Origin of the sequence: Terasakiispira papahanaumokuakeensis, from assembly GCF_001709345.1 — a bacterium.
GTDB lineage: Bacteria > Pseudomonadota > Gammaproteobacteria > Pseudomonadales > Halomonadaceae > Terasakiispira > Terasakiispira papahanaumokuakeensis.
In genome coordinates this window covers 1,108,747-1,125,426 of record NZ_MDTQ01000001.1, presented here as the reverse complement: position 1 = coordinate 1,125,426, position 16,680 = coordinate 1,108,747, and the positions used below count along the sequence as shown (strand labels likewise).

Sequence of the window (16,680 nt, the reverse complement as noted above, 5' to 3'; positions counted from 1 at the left end):
TAATCGTTATATCGTCCTGTTAACTAACCCACACTGCCTGTATCAGGCAGTAACGGTCGCGCATTCTAGCACAGCCAGCCCTAAAGACAGCGACTGAACTGATCAAGCATGACCTGTCGCAGCTTTGGCCATGCGAGCAGTCATGTGTGTATAAAGGCCTTCAGCAAGTCCATGCTCAGCCTCTCGTAATGCACGCGCAATGGCATAAGCCATACCTCGTGCATCCGCACTACCATGACTTTTAATCACCGTCCCTTGCAGCCCCAGCAAGCTGCCACCGTTGTAACGTACGGGATCCATCTGGGCCCGTAGACGCTTTAACAATGGCCTGGCCATAAGACTCACCAGACGGGCATACCAACTTTCAGCAAACAGGTCTCGAATTCGTGATGACAACAGTCGCGCCAGTCCCTCACTGGTTTTCAGCGCCACATTGCCCACAAATCCATCACAGACCACCACATCCGCCTGATCTTGAAAGATTTGATCACCTTCCAAATAACCGATGTAATTCAGGTCTGTACAGGCCGCAATCAACGCTGCGGCACGACGGACCTGCAGATTGCCTTTAATATCTTCAACCCCCACGTTGAGCAAACCAACACGAGGGCGCTTGACGCCATCCACCAGCTCGACCATGGCTGACCCCATCAACGCGAACTGCAGTAATTGCTCAGCTTCGCAATCGACATTCGCGCCGAGATCCAACATATAACAGCGTCCCTGACGAGTAGGGATAGCGGTACTGATCGCAGGCCGCTGAATCCCCGGCGGCATCCCCAACAGCTGTCGCCCCAACACCATCAAGGCGCCCGTATTGCCGGCGCTAACACACGCCATCGCCTTGCCTTCTGCCACCTGTTGCAATGCGATATGCATGGACGAGTCAGCCTTGCCTCTCAATACAGAGGAAGGGCGCGCATCCATCGCAATGGCACTAGGCGCATGAAGAATTTGGAGACGATGAGCATAATCTGCTGCAAGCGCATGACACGCCAGGGCAGATTCAAGCGATGGGCGATCGCCCACAAGGAGGATATCCAGAGCGGGGTGCTCTGCTAACGCAATAAGCGCTCCGGCCACATTGACGCGAGGACCTAAGTCCCCGCCCATGGCATCAACCGCAATCTTCACAAGAAAGTCGGACGACCCGGTGACCGGAAGGCTCGAAAAGGGCACTTAGCCCTTGTCGGCGACCTGGCGGCCTTTGAAGAAACCATCCGGCGTCACGTGGTGGCGACGATGAGTCTCACCAGTGTTCGCATCGACGGAAATTGCAGCGGTATTATTCAGTGCATCGTGAGAACGACGCATACCGCGCTTAGAACGGGTTTTGCGGTTCTGTTGAACGGCCATGATTTACTCCTGGACTCAATGTTAGTCACTGCTTCGACTGCAGCGAACGCTTAAGGTCAGCCAAAGCACTGAACGGGTTTTCCGAGGCGTCATCCGCCTTCGGTGCCTCTTCCAGCCGAGCCTTCTCGGAAAGCGTCAGCTGACAAACTTCTTCGGGATGCAGCGCCACGACCGGAAGTGCCAGAATCAATTCATCTTCTAACACTGACATCAGGTCGAGCTTTTCATCCTCAATCATGACAGGCTCATAAAGACGCGGCAGATTCTCAGCAGCTTCTTCCGAGCGGACCAGCCCCCAGATGAAATCATCATCAAGAGGTGCGGTCATCGGCTGCAAACAACGCTGACACGTCAATACGGCCTCGCCACGCAGATGCCCTTTAACAAAGGGTTGACGCTGCGGGTCCATATCAAACTGGAGTTCAAACTCCATTTGGCCTTTCACTTCGACCAGCATTTCACTGGCTCGCTTAAACAGCGCCTGGTCCAGTGTCAGTTTCAGCTCACGGCCGGACTGACAGTATTTCCAGGGATCGATAGTGTCGGGCAGTTGGTCACTTGCCATGATATTCGAGCGCGCAATGATAGGTATGCGATGCAAGGCTGTCAAAACAATTCATTAAACACGTGCTCAAAACACGTCCTCGTCAAGATGATCTTTGCGATCAATCCAACGCCTGAATCATAATGCACCTTGCGCGAAAGCACGTATTGTAAGTTCCTTATCGCAGGAAGTCACTCATGAGACCTTTGATTCTTGCTTCTGGCTCAATATATCGCCAGCAGCTGCTGCAAAAACTGCGTTTGCCTTTTGTCACGGCAAGCCCTGACATCGACGAAACTCCGCTAGCCAATGAAACGCCTTCCGCCCTAGTCAAGCGCTTGGCTTGGCATAAAGCGGCAGCCGTCGCCGAACAACACCCGGATGCTTTGGTCATCGGCTCGGATCAAGTCTGTATCGCAGACGACAGTCCACAAGATCCCGCCAACCCCATGGTCAAAAAAGTTGACGAAAAGAACGCGACGATTCTGGGCAAACCGGGAACCCCTGAGCGCGCCGTGGCACAGCTGATGGCGCTCAACGGTCGCCGCATCACCTTGCTGACAGGATTATGTCTTTTCGACAGCGCTAGCCTTGAAGCCCATACGATTGTTGAGCCCTTTACGGTTCACTTCCGCACATTAAGTCGAGCCGAAATTGAACACTACGTCGCCCTGGAGCAACCCCTAGACTGTGCTGGTAGCTTCAAAGCCGAAGGCCTCGGGATCACCTTATTCGAGCGCTTAGAAGGGGATGACCCCAATACACTGATTGGCCTCCCCCTGATCCGGCTCACCCAGTTACTGCAGAAAATGGGCGTCAACCCATTGGCGGCACCGACCTCTTGATCAACCTGGCATCCATCATCAACCTGGCATCCATCATCAACCTGGCATCCATCGCGGGATATCGGTATAGACAATATTACGGCACATAATGATCCAGCGTGCTCACGATGCTGCCGTGGTACACCTTGCCAAAAAGATTCAAATGATTCAGCAGGTGATAAAGATTGTACAAGGGCGCACGCTCTTCCCAACCTTGCACCTGAGGGCGCTTTTGCTCATAAGCCTTGTAGAAGGCCATGGGCTGGCGCCCGAACAAAACCGTCATGGCCAGATCGGTCTCGGCCCAGCCCCAATAGACGGCAGGGTCGACCCAAGCGACGCCCCCTTCGGTCGGGTGAAAATTACCAGACCACAAATCACCATGTAACTGCACCGCAGGCTGAGGGTCTAACCATTGGTCCAAGCGGTGGGTCAAACGATCAATTCGCTGCACCAGCGCAGTCGATAAGAGCCCGGCATCGCGTGCTTGGCGTGCCTGAAACAACAACCGATGCTCGGCAAAGAACTCAAAGCCATCAAGGGTTTGAGGGTTGGGCTGTGGCGTGCCACCGATCCAGTTATCCGCATCCCCGCCAAAGGCAGGGCGCATACAGCCATGTAAACCGGCTAGGGCATCACCACAGGCTTCCCAGTCTGCGTCAGAGGGTATCGCAGGCATCAAATACTCAAGCACCAGCTTGCCGGGCTCACAAGACAATACTTGTGGCACCCGCCCCCAACCGGTCTCAGACAAAGTTTGCAACCCTGACGCTTCAGCCTCCAGCATCCCCGCCTGATCCGATTGCTTACACACCACCTCAAGGCCGTTAGACAACCGATGCCAAGTAACATGAGCGCTATCACCGCCCGACAGCAATCGAGAGGCTACGATTTCATGAGTTTCAGCCTCATGAATCTCAGACGCCGATGTGTGAGCATTTAAGGTCAGGGTTTCCACAGTCGACTCCTTCACGGATCAGATGACATCAGAGGGCAAACCAGTCGCATTCATTTCTCACTCTAGCCGTGGACGGGCCATCAACGCCAGCGCTTGAGCCAATGATTCACTCGCCAGGCCCTGAATACGCTCCCAGGAGGTCGGCTGAGGGGTGTAATCGACCGTTTCCAGGTCCATCTCATGGGCGAGCTCACGCAGCGACCCCAGCTGATCCACCAACCCTAATTCAAGCGCTTGCTGGCCGTTCCACACCAGCCCCGAGAAGATACGCGGATCGTCCTTCAAACGGTCACCGCGCCCAGCTTTTACCGCATGGATAAACTGCTGATGGGTGTTCTCCAGTACCTCATGCCAGAAAGCGCGTTGCTGATCATTCATTGGCGAGAAGGGATCGAGAAAAGCTTTGTTTTCACCCGCCGTAAACAATCGCCGTTCAATACCCAGTTGCTCCAACACTTGATCAAAGCCAAAGCCGCCGGAGATGACCCCGATAGACCCCACCAAACTGGCCCGATCAGCAATGATGGTAGGGGCCCCTGTGGCCGCATAATAGCCCCCAGAGGCGGCAATATCTTCAACCACAGCCGTTAAGGGGATATCCGGATACTGATGATTTAATCGGCGCAAGCCTTCATAAATCTGTCCGGCTTGAACCGCACTGCCACCCGGGCTGTTAATTCTTAACACCACCCCTTTAACCCCTGGCGCCTCATAGGCTTTTTCTAGGCCATCCAAAACACGATCAGCCGATGCCGGGCTGTCAGCACTAATCGTACCGTCCAAGCGCACAACGGCCAGATGAGGCCCCGTCAGCGGTGCCGTTTGTTGCAACCAGCCGGAAGAGGCTGTCACCAATCCGCCAATCACCACCACCGCCATCAACAACTTGAACAGGCCGCCCCAAAAGCGCGCCCGGCGAGCGCGGCGCTGCTCCTGAAGCACTTCACGCACCCACACCTGCATCCATTGCTCAGGCGGCTGAGCCAATCCCGCCTGCGCCGACGCTTCTGCTTCGGCCTGGGGGTCTCGAGTGGGTTTAGCTTTATCGCCCCAATCATCCCCGGCTGAGGGAGTACGATCACCCTGGTGCGTTGCACGCGGGTCCTCATCCTGATGCATAGACCATCTCCTTTTTAGTGCACGACGCGTGCCCTAGATCATAATCACGACAAACTCAATTCCGTCCGATCCCCGTGAAGGCGATCAAGCCGGCTCAATCATCACATCATGGGGACGCCACTCGGGCTCTCGGCGCTCTAACCAATCGACCAATTGAGTGAACCGATCCACCAGCATCACCGGCTGCTGAGGCCACAGCCGGTCATCGTCATGCACGCCATAACGCACACCGACAGCAGGCATCTCGACAGCCCGCGCCATCGCCAGATCATATTCTGTATCGCCGACCATCAAGGCTTGATGAGGTGCAATACGGCGCGCTTCTAATAACTCTTCCAACATCAGTGGATGCGGTTTAGAGCGCGTTTCATCGGCACAGCGGCTGTCGACAAAAAATGGCCGCATATTGAGCTCATCCATCATCCGATCCAGCCCACGACGCGCTTTCCCGGTCGCAACTGCTAATTCATATCCGGCGCGTTGTAACCGTGACAAGCCCTCGCGCACACCCTCAAACAAGGGCGTTGCATGCTGCTCCAAGCTGAGAAAATGCCGGACATAACCCTGGCGCACCTGCTCGATATCCTCAGCATTCAGCTCAGGACAGAGCAAAGCAATCGCTTCAGGCAGCGCCAAACCGATGATGTTCTCAATCTCCCGATCTGACACTTGAGCTGAAACGGTCGGGCTATATTCCGTCAGCGCACCGCGCATCGAGGCCACGATTTTGGCCACTGAGTTCACCAAAGTGCCGTCCCAGTCAAAAACAATCAGAGCGTACATACCTCACCTCTCGTTAGAGGATCTTGAGACCAAGACCTCACCATTAAAAAATCTCGACGCGGTGTCACCAAGCCCTTCAGGGCTTAACGAGAGCGTTTAGGCGGCTGTACCAACAGGCGCTGCCAATTGTCATCAATAGGCGCTTCAACATCACGCCATTGATCATCGGCCGGGTCTTGAAAACGTAAATGGCGGGCATGCAAATACATCCGGCCAAATCCTGCCTGGCGATACTGCGCATTCACAGCCTCATCCCCGTATTTCGGATCACCGAGCAAAACGTGACCCGCATATTGCGCATGCACGCGAATCTGGTGAGTTCGCCCGGTGACCGGCTCAGCCTCCACCAAGGTCAGCCCCGGCAAGCGTTGCAAAATACGAAAATGCGTCTGCGCCCACTTTCCGCCCGCTTCTCGTGACGTCACTTCAACCATCCGTTCGCCTGAAGCACGTTCAATACGCTTGAGCGGCACCTCAACGGTCTGCACTTGAGGCGGCCACTGGCCCAGCACCACCGCATGGTAACGCTTGGTCATGACCTTATCGCGTAGTTGCTGTTGCAAGTGATTCAGTGCCGGACGGCTCTTAGCCAGCAGGATACAGCCCGAAGTATCTCGATCCAGGCGATGCACCAACTCTAAGAAACTCAACTCAGGACGCGCCTGACGCAAGGCTTCGATCAGGCCGGTACGCACACCACTGCCACCATGGACGGCAAGACCATGAGGCTTATTCACCACCATCAGCTCTGCGGTTTCCAACATAATGGCCGCACGCAAGGCGTCTTTCAGCCCCTCACCAACGGGATTATCCGCCGCTTTTTCGGATAAACGGATAGGGGGAATACGCACCAGATCCCCGATTTGCACACGCGTATCCGCTTTTGCCCGCTTTTTATTGACCCGCACTTCACCCTTACGAATAATGCGATAAATCAGCGTTTTCGGTGCCCCCTTCAGTTGGGTACGCAAAAAATTATCCAGTCGCTGATCCGCCGCATTCGCCGTCACCGTGACCATCCGCACCTGAGCGTGATCATCGGCCATAACAGTGGCCTGTTTGTCTCGTCAATCCCATGTCCACATCACTTGTTTGCTTCACATCTCACCTCATTCCAACCGCAGGTATCCCAAAAACCCCATCAAGCGCTGCGGCATGATACCTAAAAGCGCAGGCCACTGACACGTACCACCGCTTGATTCAACGCCGCCCCTAACACATCATCACGACTATAAATCAGGCTAAAGCGCGCACCCGCACGGGTAATCCCGGTATAAATCAGCTCACGCGTCAGCACTGGATTCACCCGATCTGGCAACACCAGAGCGGTATGCAAGAACTCTGACCCTTGTGATTTATGCACCGTCATCGCGAATACCGTTTCTGTCGCCTGTAAACGGCTGGGCAAGACCCAACGCACGCCCCCTTGCCCGTCAGGAAAAGCCACCCGTAGGCGTGTGACTCGCGAGCCATCACGCTCATCCACCGGCAGCGCTAGACATACACCGATATCGCCATTCATCAGACCCAGCGCGTAATCATTGGCCGTCACTAATACAGGCCGCCCGGGATACCACAGAGCCCAAGGCTCCGAGAGTAAGCCCGCTTGATGAAGCCATTGGCGAATCAACTCATTCAACCCTTCAACGCCCCATTCGCCTCGACGCAATGCGGCCAATAGTTGAAACCGGCTGCGCCGCTCAAAGAGCGCCAGCGCCCACTCATCGAAGGCCTGTGCCGGTGCATCCATCGGCGGTCGAAGCTCATTCATAGCCCGTAAATACGGTTGATAGGCGGCCACAATCCAACGCTGAAAGAGGCGATCACTTGCCGCAGTCACCTTCAGGCAGTCAATGTCCGCAGAGCTTTGAGCCGAACGTTTTTCATCTGTTCGTTTTTCATCTGTCCGTTTTTCATCAAACAGCGCCAGCACAGCCTGCAAGCGATCAGACACTGGAGGCGCTTCAGGCAAGCGGCGTCCTTCGTTCACCAATCGCGCCAACTGGCTAATCCCCCCGTCAGCGGCAAACCGTCGACTGTGACGCAGCATGGTGATGGCTTGATGCAAGGGTCGCCCCTGAACGTCTCGATAGGCCGCCGGTATTTCTATTCCAGTCATGGTATATAGCCAATCACAAGTGGCCGGAGTGTAATGACCATCACGTGCATCCCGACACAAATCCCCTAACACCGAACCGGCTTCGACAGAAGCCAATTGGTCTTGATCGCCCAGTAAAATCAAGCGCGCCTGGGCAGGCAGGGCTTGCATCAATGACGCCATCATTTCCACATCGACCATGGAGGCTTCGTCAACAACCACCCAGTCGACCGGCAGAGGGGCGGCGGCATGATGACGAAAATGGCGGCTATCCGGGCGCGCGCCCAGCAACCGGTGCAAGGTGGAGACCTCATGAGGAATCGTCGCCAGCCAGTGCGACCGCTCCAACCCAGCCACCTCAGGCAACTGAAGTCGCCCCACTTGCTGGCTGATGGACTCATTCAAGCGGGCAGCCGCTTTCCCTGTCGGGGCCGCCAAGCGAATGACCGCCGCCTGCCCCTGGGTCAATAGTGACAGCCCTTGGACCAACGCCAACAGTTTCAACACCGTGAATGTTTTACCTGTCCCAGGGCCACCGGTCATCACCGCAAAACGTTGACGGGCAGCCAGCGCACAGGCCACCTGCTGCCAATCAATCGTGGCCGTCGAATCAGCAGGCTCAGGCTCAGAGAACAACCCAGCCAATAGCGTAGAAGCCACATGAGGCAAGGTGACGGGGTCGGCCAAGCGCTGCTCAATGCCTATCCGGATGATCTCTTCATACTGCCAGTAGCGACGCAAATACAACCGCGATCCGCTAAGCACCAACGGAGCCCCCCCGGCGGCGTTCACAGCGCCCGCCGCCTCACCACCTAGCGCGTCATCAACTTCATCTGTCGTGCCATCAACTTCACCAGTCTCATCATCAACGACGGCAACCGCCGGGCTCGCCGCCAACCAACGCTGCCATTGGGCCAGCTCAACCGTCGCTAAAACCTGCTGCAACTGCTGACGAATCAGTAAAGCCGCCTCTGGGGCTCGCTCATCGCGCAGCCCCGATAACAGCTCTTCAGGGTGGGCCAACGCCCAAGCCAGATCCAAGCAGACATGACCATGACCATTGCGCTCACTCACCAACAATGTCGCCCACCACAAGGCATGGTGTTGGGCCGGGTCATCGTCAGGATTCACTTCCTGACTGATAAAGTCAGCCAGGGCCACATCCAAGGCCCTTATCGCACCTTCTGCCTGCCAGGACGCCAGATCAAAAGGTGGTAAGAAGGACGCCGTGGCATAAGTAGCGCATGAGGAGCGGTTCACAAGGGCATCTCCATTTGTGTCACCTCGGCAACAGGAGGCTCACCTCTGAATAACGCATCCAAGGCCTCGATCAACGCCCGAGGTGGCTTCCACATAAAACGCCCGCCCCATTCACTGCGGTAGCCTCGCAGAAAGACATAAACAGCCCCACCGATATGCTGATCATAATCGTAATCCGGCAAGCGATAATGCAATTGCCGATGCAACGCCACCAAGTACAAAATCGCTTGTAAGTCATATCGTTTATCCAGCATCGCCTGCTGCATAGCGGCTGGTGTATAGGCTTGATCATCATCCCCCAGAGCGTTCGATTTCCAATCTGCCACGTAATAACGCCCCTCATGCTCAAAGACTAGATCAATAAACCCCTTCAACATGCCGTTCAATTGCTTGCGCAAAACCGGTGGGCGAGACGCGCCTTCGAATGTCACTGGGGTCACCATACGATCCAACACTTCAGCACTGACTTGATGGCTCTCCAACATAAACTCCATTTCGACCGAGAGCGCAGGGGCTTGCAAATGCCCCAGCACAAACGGGGTCTCAGCCTCTGGCAAACCCCATTGCTGGGTCAGAAAATCACTCAACCATTGATCCAACGGCTCAATCCACTCCACCAGACCACGTCGCTGGCAACGTCGGGCCAGCATATCTCGACGTGCTTCAGGCATCTGCAAAGCCGCCTGATAGCCACTCAGCGATTCACCTGCTTGCTGAATCGTTTGCTGAGCCATCCACTCCAACAGATCATGCAGGAAGGTGCCGTAGAGGCTACCGCGCGGTAGATCATGTAACGCACGGCTAGGCGCAGGCCCCTGGCTCCCGCCTTGAGCGGCCTGAACTGGAGTACCAAGGGCCTGAGAGTCGATCAACCGAAGGGCGTTCAACTGGGGGTCGTTCAACAGATACTCTCGTGCCTGATCTTCTCGTGCGTTTTCCGGTTCCAGATAGCTTGTCCCGTCAGGCCTCACCGCCTCATTCAACGGCGCGGCATGATCCTCCTTCCGCCCCAACTCCAGTGCCGAGTAGCTGGCCACCCACCAATCCGGCCAACGCAACTGACGTACCGTTCGCGCGTCAGTCAGTGGCGGTGCCGATGTCATCGTCAGTGGTTGCCCGGCAGGTGGTGAAACTTCAGTCACCAGATCGCCAAGCGCAGCTTCAAGAGCCGAAAGCGCTGATCTGACGGCCTCAGCAGACTCGAAAGAGCCTCCACCCTGCAACAGATAACCGATCGCCGATTTAGCCAACTGCGGCTTACGGGCATTCCCGGATTTGAGCGGCGCTAAGCCGAGCCAGAGCGCATGCCGTGCTCGCGTGAGTGCGACGTACAAAAGTCGCATATCTTCGCTCAAACGCTGATCATCGGCCTCCATCCAGGCTTGGGCAAAGTGCTTCGGCCCAGCCACTTCATAAAAACGTCCCCCTTCGGGATAAAAGCGATCACCTTCAGGTAAACGCCACATCACCTGTCCAACACGCCCATTCACTTCGCGCCAAGTACAAATGAATGGCAACATCACCAGCGGATACTCCAACCCTTTGGACTTATGAATGGTGATAATCCGTACCCGCTGCGCGTCACTTTCTAGCCGCAAAATCTGCTGTTCATCAGCTTGGTCCAAATGTTCCGCCAAATACCGAATCAGGGCCTGCTCACCCTCCAGCTCCATCGCGGCATGTTGCAGCCACTCCGCCAGATGCAGCACATTCGTAAGCACCCGCTCACCGCCGGTCGTCGCTAATAAGCGCCCAGACAAGTCATAAGCCGCCATCAACTGACGCAGCATCGCCAGCACACCATGACGACGCCATACTTGGTGCAACAGCGCAAACTGCTGCATCTGGCTTTCCCACGCCAGCTCATCATCTCGCCACTGCGCCAGCTGAGCCAATGAAATGGCCAAGGTGGGCGTTCCCAAAGCCTGACGCACACGGCGCTCGTTATTCGGCTCAGCACAGGCACGCAACCAAAAGACCAGATCATGGGCCTCAGGCGTTGCTAGCACCGATTCACGGTCGGAGAGGTAGACACTCGGCACAGACAAGGCAGACAAGGCTTCGCGCATCGCCTCCGCTTCCTGACGATTACGAACCAGAATGGCCACATCTGCCGCCACTAACGGCTGCCAGCCTTCAGGCCCTTCGAAGCCACTGGCCTGGTGCGCCAGTGCTTCACTTAACGTGGCCGCGGCCGCCTGCGCCGCTAGCGTCAAGTAACGCCCTTTACTCACCGGTTCATCGTCTTGATCGAAATACCAGACATTCAAAGGCGACACCGGGACACCCGCTAACTTTAGTTGCTCCTGACGCCCTTGCGCCGAGACCGGTACAAACGGAATGGGATTATCCGTAGATTCAGCTAACCGAAACCGAAAGGCCCCGCGCGACCACTGCTCAGCCCACTCGAACAAACCATTGCAAGCCGACACCACCGCCTGGGTTGAGCGAAAGTTGCGGCTCAAGGTGTAATGACGTCCAGCGGTGGCTTCACGCGCTTTCAAATAAGTCTGAATATCGGCCCCACGGAAGCTATAAATCGCCTGTTTCGGATCGCCGATCATAATCAAGGTGGTGCCTGGGTGAGGCGCAGCCACCTGATAGATTCGGTCAAAAATGCGGTACTGCAACGGGTCGGTATCCTGAAACTCATCAATCATCGCTACCGGCGCCTGAGCACGCAGCGCTTGGGCTAACGCCTGTGCGGCCTCACCTTGGGCCGGATCAAGGGCATGATCCAACTCTGTGAGCAGATCATCAAAACTCATCTCCGCTTGCTCAGCCATACGACGCTGGCGCTGGCGGGTCACCCACTGATGGGCGTGAGCCAGCAACCAAGCAGAGAGCGGCGCCTGTTCTAGCAGGTCATCTTCGAGCCGGTCGCCCTCAAGTAAGCCCCCCGATTCAGATGCTTCTTGCGCATACACCGCCGCTAACGCCTGAAATGCCGGATGCTCAGGCGCCGCTTGGACTTTGGCCGTTTTCTTGAAACGAAACGCGCCCTGGGCAAAATTAGGCAGTAATTTCGGGGCGGGCTGCCGATCAAATGCCCAACGCTTGATGTCACCTAACAAAGCTTCGAACTTGGCGGTTTGCGCACTGGCGTGATGGGTACCCGACAAGTGAGGTTGTAACGACCACAGGACCGCTTCAACCTCATCCCAATGCGCCTGCCAACAAGCTTGTGCCGCTTGAAGACGTTCGGCCTGCTGCTGTGCTCGCTGCTGATGACGGATCTGTGCCTGCTCAGCCTGCCCCAACAATGCGGCCAAATCCGGTGCTGGCAATGGTCGCCCCGCATAACTAACCCCTTGCGCATGAGGGCCCAGCAATGGCCTCAACTGTGCTAATAACTGATCCGGTCCGGCCAAACATGTTTGAACCAAGGCAGCCTGCGCTTCGGAGAGCGGATAAAAGTGCTGGCGCCAGTAATCCTGCACCAGCAGGGTCAACATAGCGTGCTGATCGGTCAGCAAGGTCCGCTCAAATAAGCCACGAGTCCGAAAGGCATGCTCTCTCAGTACCCGGTGGCACCAGCCATGAATGGTATGAATGCGCGCCTCATCCATGGCTTCCGCGGCCAATTTCAAACGCCAGGCACAAGTCGACCACTGTGCCTGCGGATAAGCGGCGCGCAAGCGCACTAAAGGATCATCCGTACTGAGCCCGGCGTCATGAGCGGTTTCTGCCGAACCCACGCCAGCAACATCCACTTCACCGTCGCCCGTTTCACCTAAGCCCGTTTCAGCGAAGCTCGTTTCACCAAAACATGCAGCAGCCTCCACCAAACGCTGGCGAATCCGATCGCGCAATTCTTCGGTGGCAGCCTCGGTAAACGTCACCACCAGAATATCGCGTGGCGTTAAGGGGCGGGCCTGATCTTCGGCTAACACTGGGCTATCCGCTAGCGTCTGTCCGTCGGGTAAGACCGAATCATCCGGTACTTCGTCAGCCTCTCCTGCACGCCCTAGAATCAAACGGATATAGAGCAACGCCAGGGTGAACGTCTTACCGGTACCTGCACTGGCCTCAATCAAGCGACTGCCATAAAGAGGGAAGTTTAATACCTCCATGGGCTGAGCCGGTGTGGCGTGCTCAATCGGCATCGGTCGCCTCCCCTGAAGAGCCTGTCAGATCGACCGATGCTGACGCCATCGGGGTCAGCACATCCGCATTCAAATCCAGTGTTGTGACCGCACTCATTAAGGGGCGATATAAACGCTCGGCCCACAGAACAAAGCGTTCATCAGCTTGTAAATGCTCAAAGTCCGGCCAATACAAGGGCCAGCCAGGGTGACTCATCTTCTCCCCTTCTGACTGAAAGCCTCCCTCATAGACCGTGGCAGGCGACTGCTGAGTCAACCAAGCAAAACTGGTTCGCCTTGGCACCGGCAAGGGGGTCTGAACGCCCGCCTGCCAAGCTTCAATCAGCGCATCCAATGCCAATGCCGCAGCATCCGGCGATAATGGCATCAACGCCAGATCAGAATCAGGGCCAAGTAATCGTGTGATCACAGGCCCTTGTCGTTGAGCCAATAAATGCCCAGGCCAATACACCACAATCTGATGCCACTTCAATTGATCGCCTTTATAAAGGCGACTGGGCTGTAAAAATAGCCGTAACCGTTCGCCTTCAGGATGGCAGCGCAGATCCGCCAGACCATCACGAAAATGACCTCCCCCCGGCAGCGACCACTCATGTACCTGTAAAGGTTCCAGCTTGGGATAGGCCTGTAATAATTGCTGGTAGCGACTGATCGGCACGACCAGATCGTGCATCAACAGGGTTTTAGCCGCCTGAGCAAATGGCGGCAATGGTAACTGCCCGGCTCGTGCCAGCTGTTCAGCCGCCGTCTCCAACAGTGCTTCACTGGCCGCCATCGGGGCTTCTTGCAAACGACGCTGTACGTTCAGAATCAATTGCTGTTGGAGCTGCCAACTGTCTAGGGCATCCAGTGTAAAGGGTTCATCATCCTCAACCCCTTCATCGGCCTGAAATGCGGCAATATCCAAGCGCTGACGATAAAAATGACGCATCGGATCACGGATAAAATCGGTCAACATATTCAGATTGAGCGCCTGATCTGGCTGCCAATCGGGTAATACGGTCTGACTAGGCTGCTCGCGGTGATGACTTTCACGCCATTCTTGCGCATAAGTGAATAAGCGGGCGGCACGATCCGGTTGGAAATAACGCTCACTGAACGGCTGGAGCGGATGCACTTGGGTTAATGCCTCTGCCACACTGCACTCGGGCGGTTCACTGGCGTCATCTTGCCGGGCCAAGTGCCAACCGGCCGATAACTGATCGCGTAACTGCCCAACCAATACCGAAGGTGGCCGTTCACTGTTATCACGAATATCTCGCCCCACCCAGCTGATCACCAACCGATCGCGAGCAGCCAGCAAAGCCTCCAGAAACAAGTAGCGATCATCCTCCCGGCGAGAGCGATCGCCCGGACGATAATCCCCGACCATCAAGTCAAAATCCTGCTGCGGCACCTGGCGTGGGTAATCGCCATCATTCATACCCAACAACCAGATACAGCGAAAAGGCACCGCCCGCATCGGCATCAAGGTCGCAAAATTGACCGATCCACCGAGGAATTTCTGCGTCAAAGTGGGTTGTTCGAGCCCGCCGAGCCAAGCCTCACGCACCACATCCAGAGGCAAAGACTGATCGGCTAAGCCACTGAGCTGACACTGTTGCAACCACTGATCCAAATGCTCACCCAACCGCGTGACAATTTTCAGATCACTATCGTCCTCAATCTCAAAAAAGCGCGCCAATAACTGATGTAAACGCACCCCCCATTGGTCCGGTGTGGTCGGCTGGCACCACTCTTGGCAAGTCGATTCCAAGGCCTGCACCAACTGCATTAAAGGACCAACCTGGGCGGCTTCCAGCCCACCAACTTCACTGTAAGGCTCAACCGCTTGCCAAGGCTCGGCATCACCACTGGCAAATCCCAGTAACATACGTTTAAGACCAAAGCGCCAAGTGTTCTGCTCCAACCCTTCGGGCAAAGACAATCCATGGCGGTGCTCAGCACTCAGCCCCCAGCGAATTTGCGCCCCCTGGGCCCACTGCTTCAAACGAGGTAAGTCATTGGCCTCCAGCCCAAAACGTGCCCTTAACGCAGGGATATCCAACAAGTCCAGCAACTCCGTCGTCGTCATCCGCAAACGGGGTAAATGCAACAACTGCTCCAAGGCCACCAGCAGTGGCTGCCGATGTCGTGGGCTTTGGTCGGCAATGTGGTAAGGCAGAAAGCGCGAATCTTGTCGAGTCAAGCGTCCAAATACGGCTTCAATATGCGGGACATACTGCTGAATATCCGGCACCATCACCAAAATATCGCGCGGCTGCAAAGTCGCATCCCGCTCAAAGGCATCCAGCAGTTGATCCTGCAAAATCTCCACTTCCCGCTGCGGGCTGTGCGCTATCGTAAATTGCATACTGATATCTTGATCAGGGTCGACTTCACGCGCCAGCTCACGGCTCTCAGCCAAAGGTCGTAAGGCCAGAATGTCCTGCTGTAACTGGGAAAGCAGTGACCCACTGCCAGGATCTTCAAATAGATCAATCCGCTCATGAATAAAATGATGTCGATACGCCTCGGGCTGATCCCACTCATCCAACAAATGGAGATAATCACGACCTTGCTTGCCCCAGGCCGCCAACAAAGGATGTCCATGCAAATGCAACTGATCAGGACTTAACCCTTCAGGCACTTTACGCGACGACGCCTCACTTTGATGACGGCCATAATGGCGCCGCAACAAATCACGCCCTTCAATCAGATCCCCCCAATAGTGCTCACTGGGATTACCAACAAAAAGCATCACCTGGGTAAACGGTGCGATCGCCGCCAACACTTCCAAAATCTGATATGGCAATGATGAGATACCTAAAATACTGACTCGACGCGGCAAGGCTTTCGGGCGATGCGCCTCTGTTGAAGCAGATGAAACAGATTCAGACATCAGCGCATCACGGCGCTGCTGGCAGGCGTTAAGAAACGCCTGATGAATTGAGGCTCGGCTGGCACGATCCCAGGGCCCATTGCCTAACCGCTCATCGGCCTGAATATCCTCAACCAACACTTGCCACAATGCAGGCTGCCAATATTCATCCGAATTTAACGACTGGGCCCGCCCGTTTAAATCGAGCTTGACCGCCTCGCCTTTTGCCCAAGCCGTTAACCAATCCGCCCGATACACTTGATACTGGTCGTATAAATCAGCCAGCCGGGCGGCCAGCTGATATAACCGCTGCGGGTTATCATCCGCTAAAAGAAAGTCACTTAAGGGCGTTAATACCGCTGGCGAAAAGCCATTGACTTGCGCCAAACGCTCCCCTAACGCGGGCAAATCCCCCAGCAGACGCAATAGCCGCCAAGTCAGCGGCCCTTTATCAAAAGGCGACTGCTGCGGTAAATGGGGTAACATACTGCGATACGCCTGCCAGACAAAACGCCCCGGCAAATCAATATTCAGCGCTGCGGCCACACCACAGCCCCCGGTTTCTGGCGAGCGCGCTAACGCTAGCTTGAGCCACTGCGCAATCCCGTTGCTCTGCACCAGGATCGTTTCGGGCTCTAAGGGGGCAAGCGGATATTCCCGCATCCACCCCACCATCAAATCGCGCAGTGATTCGAGGCGATTGCTCTGCAACACCATCAAACCTGTGGGCCAATTCTGCCTCAGCATTTCAGGACTCCATCATGGAATAGAT

At 55.7% G+C, this 16,680-nt stretch carries 11 protein-coding genes; 1 reads left to right on the top strand and 10 read right to left on the bottom strand.

Features of this window, described 5'->3' with window-relative positions:
* Window positions 1-102 precede the first annotated feature (102 nt).
* From plsX to BFW38_RS04915, 3 genes are read right to left on the bottom strand one after another with little or no spacing between them, the layout of a single operon-like run.
* Window positions 103-1,134: a phosphate acyltransferase PlsX gene (gene plsX / locus BFW38_RS04925; protein ID WP_245686070.1), complete on the bottom strand. Its 1,032-nt coding sequence runs from the start codon at window positions 1,132-1,134 to the stop codon at window positions 103-105.
* Window positions 1,135-1,179: 45 nt separating this feature from the next.
* Window positions 1,180-1,356, bottom strand: coding sequence for a 50S ribosomal protein L32 (gene rpmF, locus BFW38_RS04920; RefSeq protein ID WP_068997383.1), 177 nt, complete (start codon window positions 1,354-1,356; stop codon window positions 1,180-1,182).
* A gap of 25 nt (window positions 1,357-1,381) precedes the next feature.
* Window positions 1,382-1,921 carry a YceD family protein gene (locus tag BFW38_RS04915; protein ID WP_069000216.1) on the bottom strand — a complete coding sequence of 180 codons (540 nt, stop codon included), beginning with the start codon at window positions 1,919-1,921 and terminating at the stop codon, window positions 1,382-1,384.
* A gap of 176 nt (window positions 1,922-2,097) precedes the next feature.
* On the opposite strand from BFW38_RS04915, the gene BFW38_RS04910 reads away from it, so the two are divergent.
* Complete coding sequence (locus tag BFW38_RS04910) at window positions 2,098-2,745, top strand: Maf family protein (protein ID WP_068997382.1); 648 nt, start codon at window positions 2,098-2,100, stop codon at window positions 2,743-2,745.
* 76 nt (window positions 2,746-2,821) lie between these two features.
* On the opposite strand, the gene BFW38_RS04905 is transcribed toward BFW38_RS04910, so the two are convergent.
* The 7 genes from BFW38_RS04905 to recC all read right to left on the bottom strand — a co-directional run bounded on the left by BFW38_RS04905 (window position 2,822) and on the right by recC (window position 16,655).
* Window positions 2,822-3,682, bottom strand: a complete 861-nt coding sequence (locus BFW38_RS04905) for a fructosamine kinase family protein (RefSeq protein ID WP_175400933.1) — start codon at window positions 3,680-3,682, stop codon at window positions 2,822-2,824.
* A gap of 57 nt (window positions 3,683-3,739) precedes the next feature.
* The gene (sppA, locus tag BFW38_RS04900) at window positions 3,740-4,801 is read right to left on the bottom strand and encodes a signal peptide peptidase SppA (RefSeq protein ID WP_084004462.1); all 1,062 of its coding nucleotides are present in this window, start codon (window positions 4,799-4,801) and stop codon (window positions 3,740-3,742) included.
* An 84-nt stretch (window positions 4,802-4,885) separates the two neighbouring features.
* Window positions 4,886-5,584, bottom strand: coding sequence for an HAD family hydrolase (locus BFW38_RS04895; RefSeq protein WP_068997381.1), 699 nt, complete (start codon window positions 5,582-5,584; stop codon window positions 4,886-4,888).
* Window positions 5,585-5,667: 83 nt separating this feature from the next.
* Window positions 5,668-6,630 (bottom strand): RluA family pseudouridine synthase, encoded by a 963-nt coding sequence (locus BFW38_RS04890; RefSeq protein WP_068997380.1) that lies wholly within the window; start codon window positions 6,628-6,630, stop codon window positions 5,668-5,670.
* 116 nt (window positions 6,631-6,746) lie between these two features.
* A complete protein-coding gene (gene recD, locus BFW38_RS04885) occupies window positions 6,747-8,942 on the bottom strand; it encodes an exodeoxyribonuclease V subunit alpha (RefSeq protein ID WP_068997379.1) in 2,196 nt (731 codons plus the stop codon).
* The gene (gene recB, locus BFW38_RS04880) at window positions 8,939-13,048 is read right to left on the bottom strand and encodes an exodeoxyribonuclease V subunit beta (protein ID WP_068997378.1); all 4,110 of its coding nucleotides are present in this window, start codon (window positions 13,046-13,048) and stop codon (window positions 8,939-8,941) included. Before recB ends, recD begins: the two co-directional genes overlap by 4 nt.
* A complete protein-coding gene (gene recC, locus BFW38_RS04875; protein WP_068997377.1) occupies window positions 13,038-16,655 on the bottom strand; it encodes an exodeoxyribonuclease V subunit gamma in 3,618 nt (1,205 codons plus the stop codon). The genes recB and recC overlap by 11 nt, the downstream gene beginning before the upstream one ends.
* Window positions 16,656-16,680 lie beyond the last annotated feature (25 nt).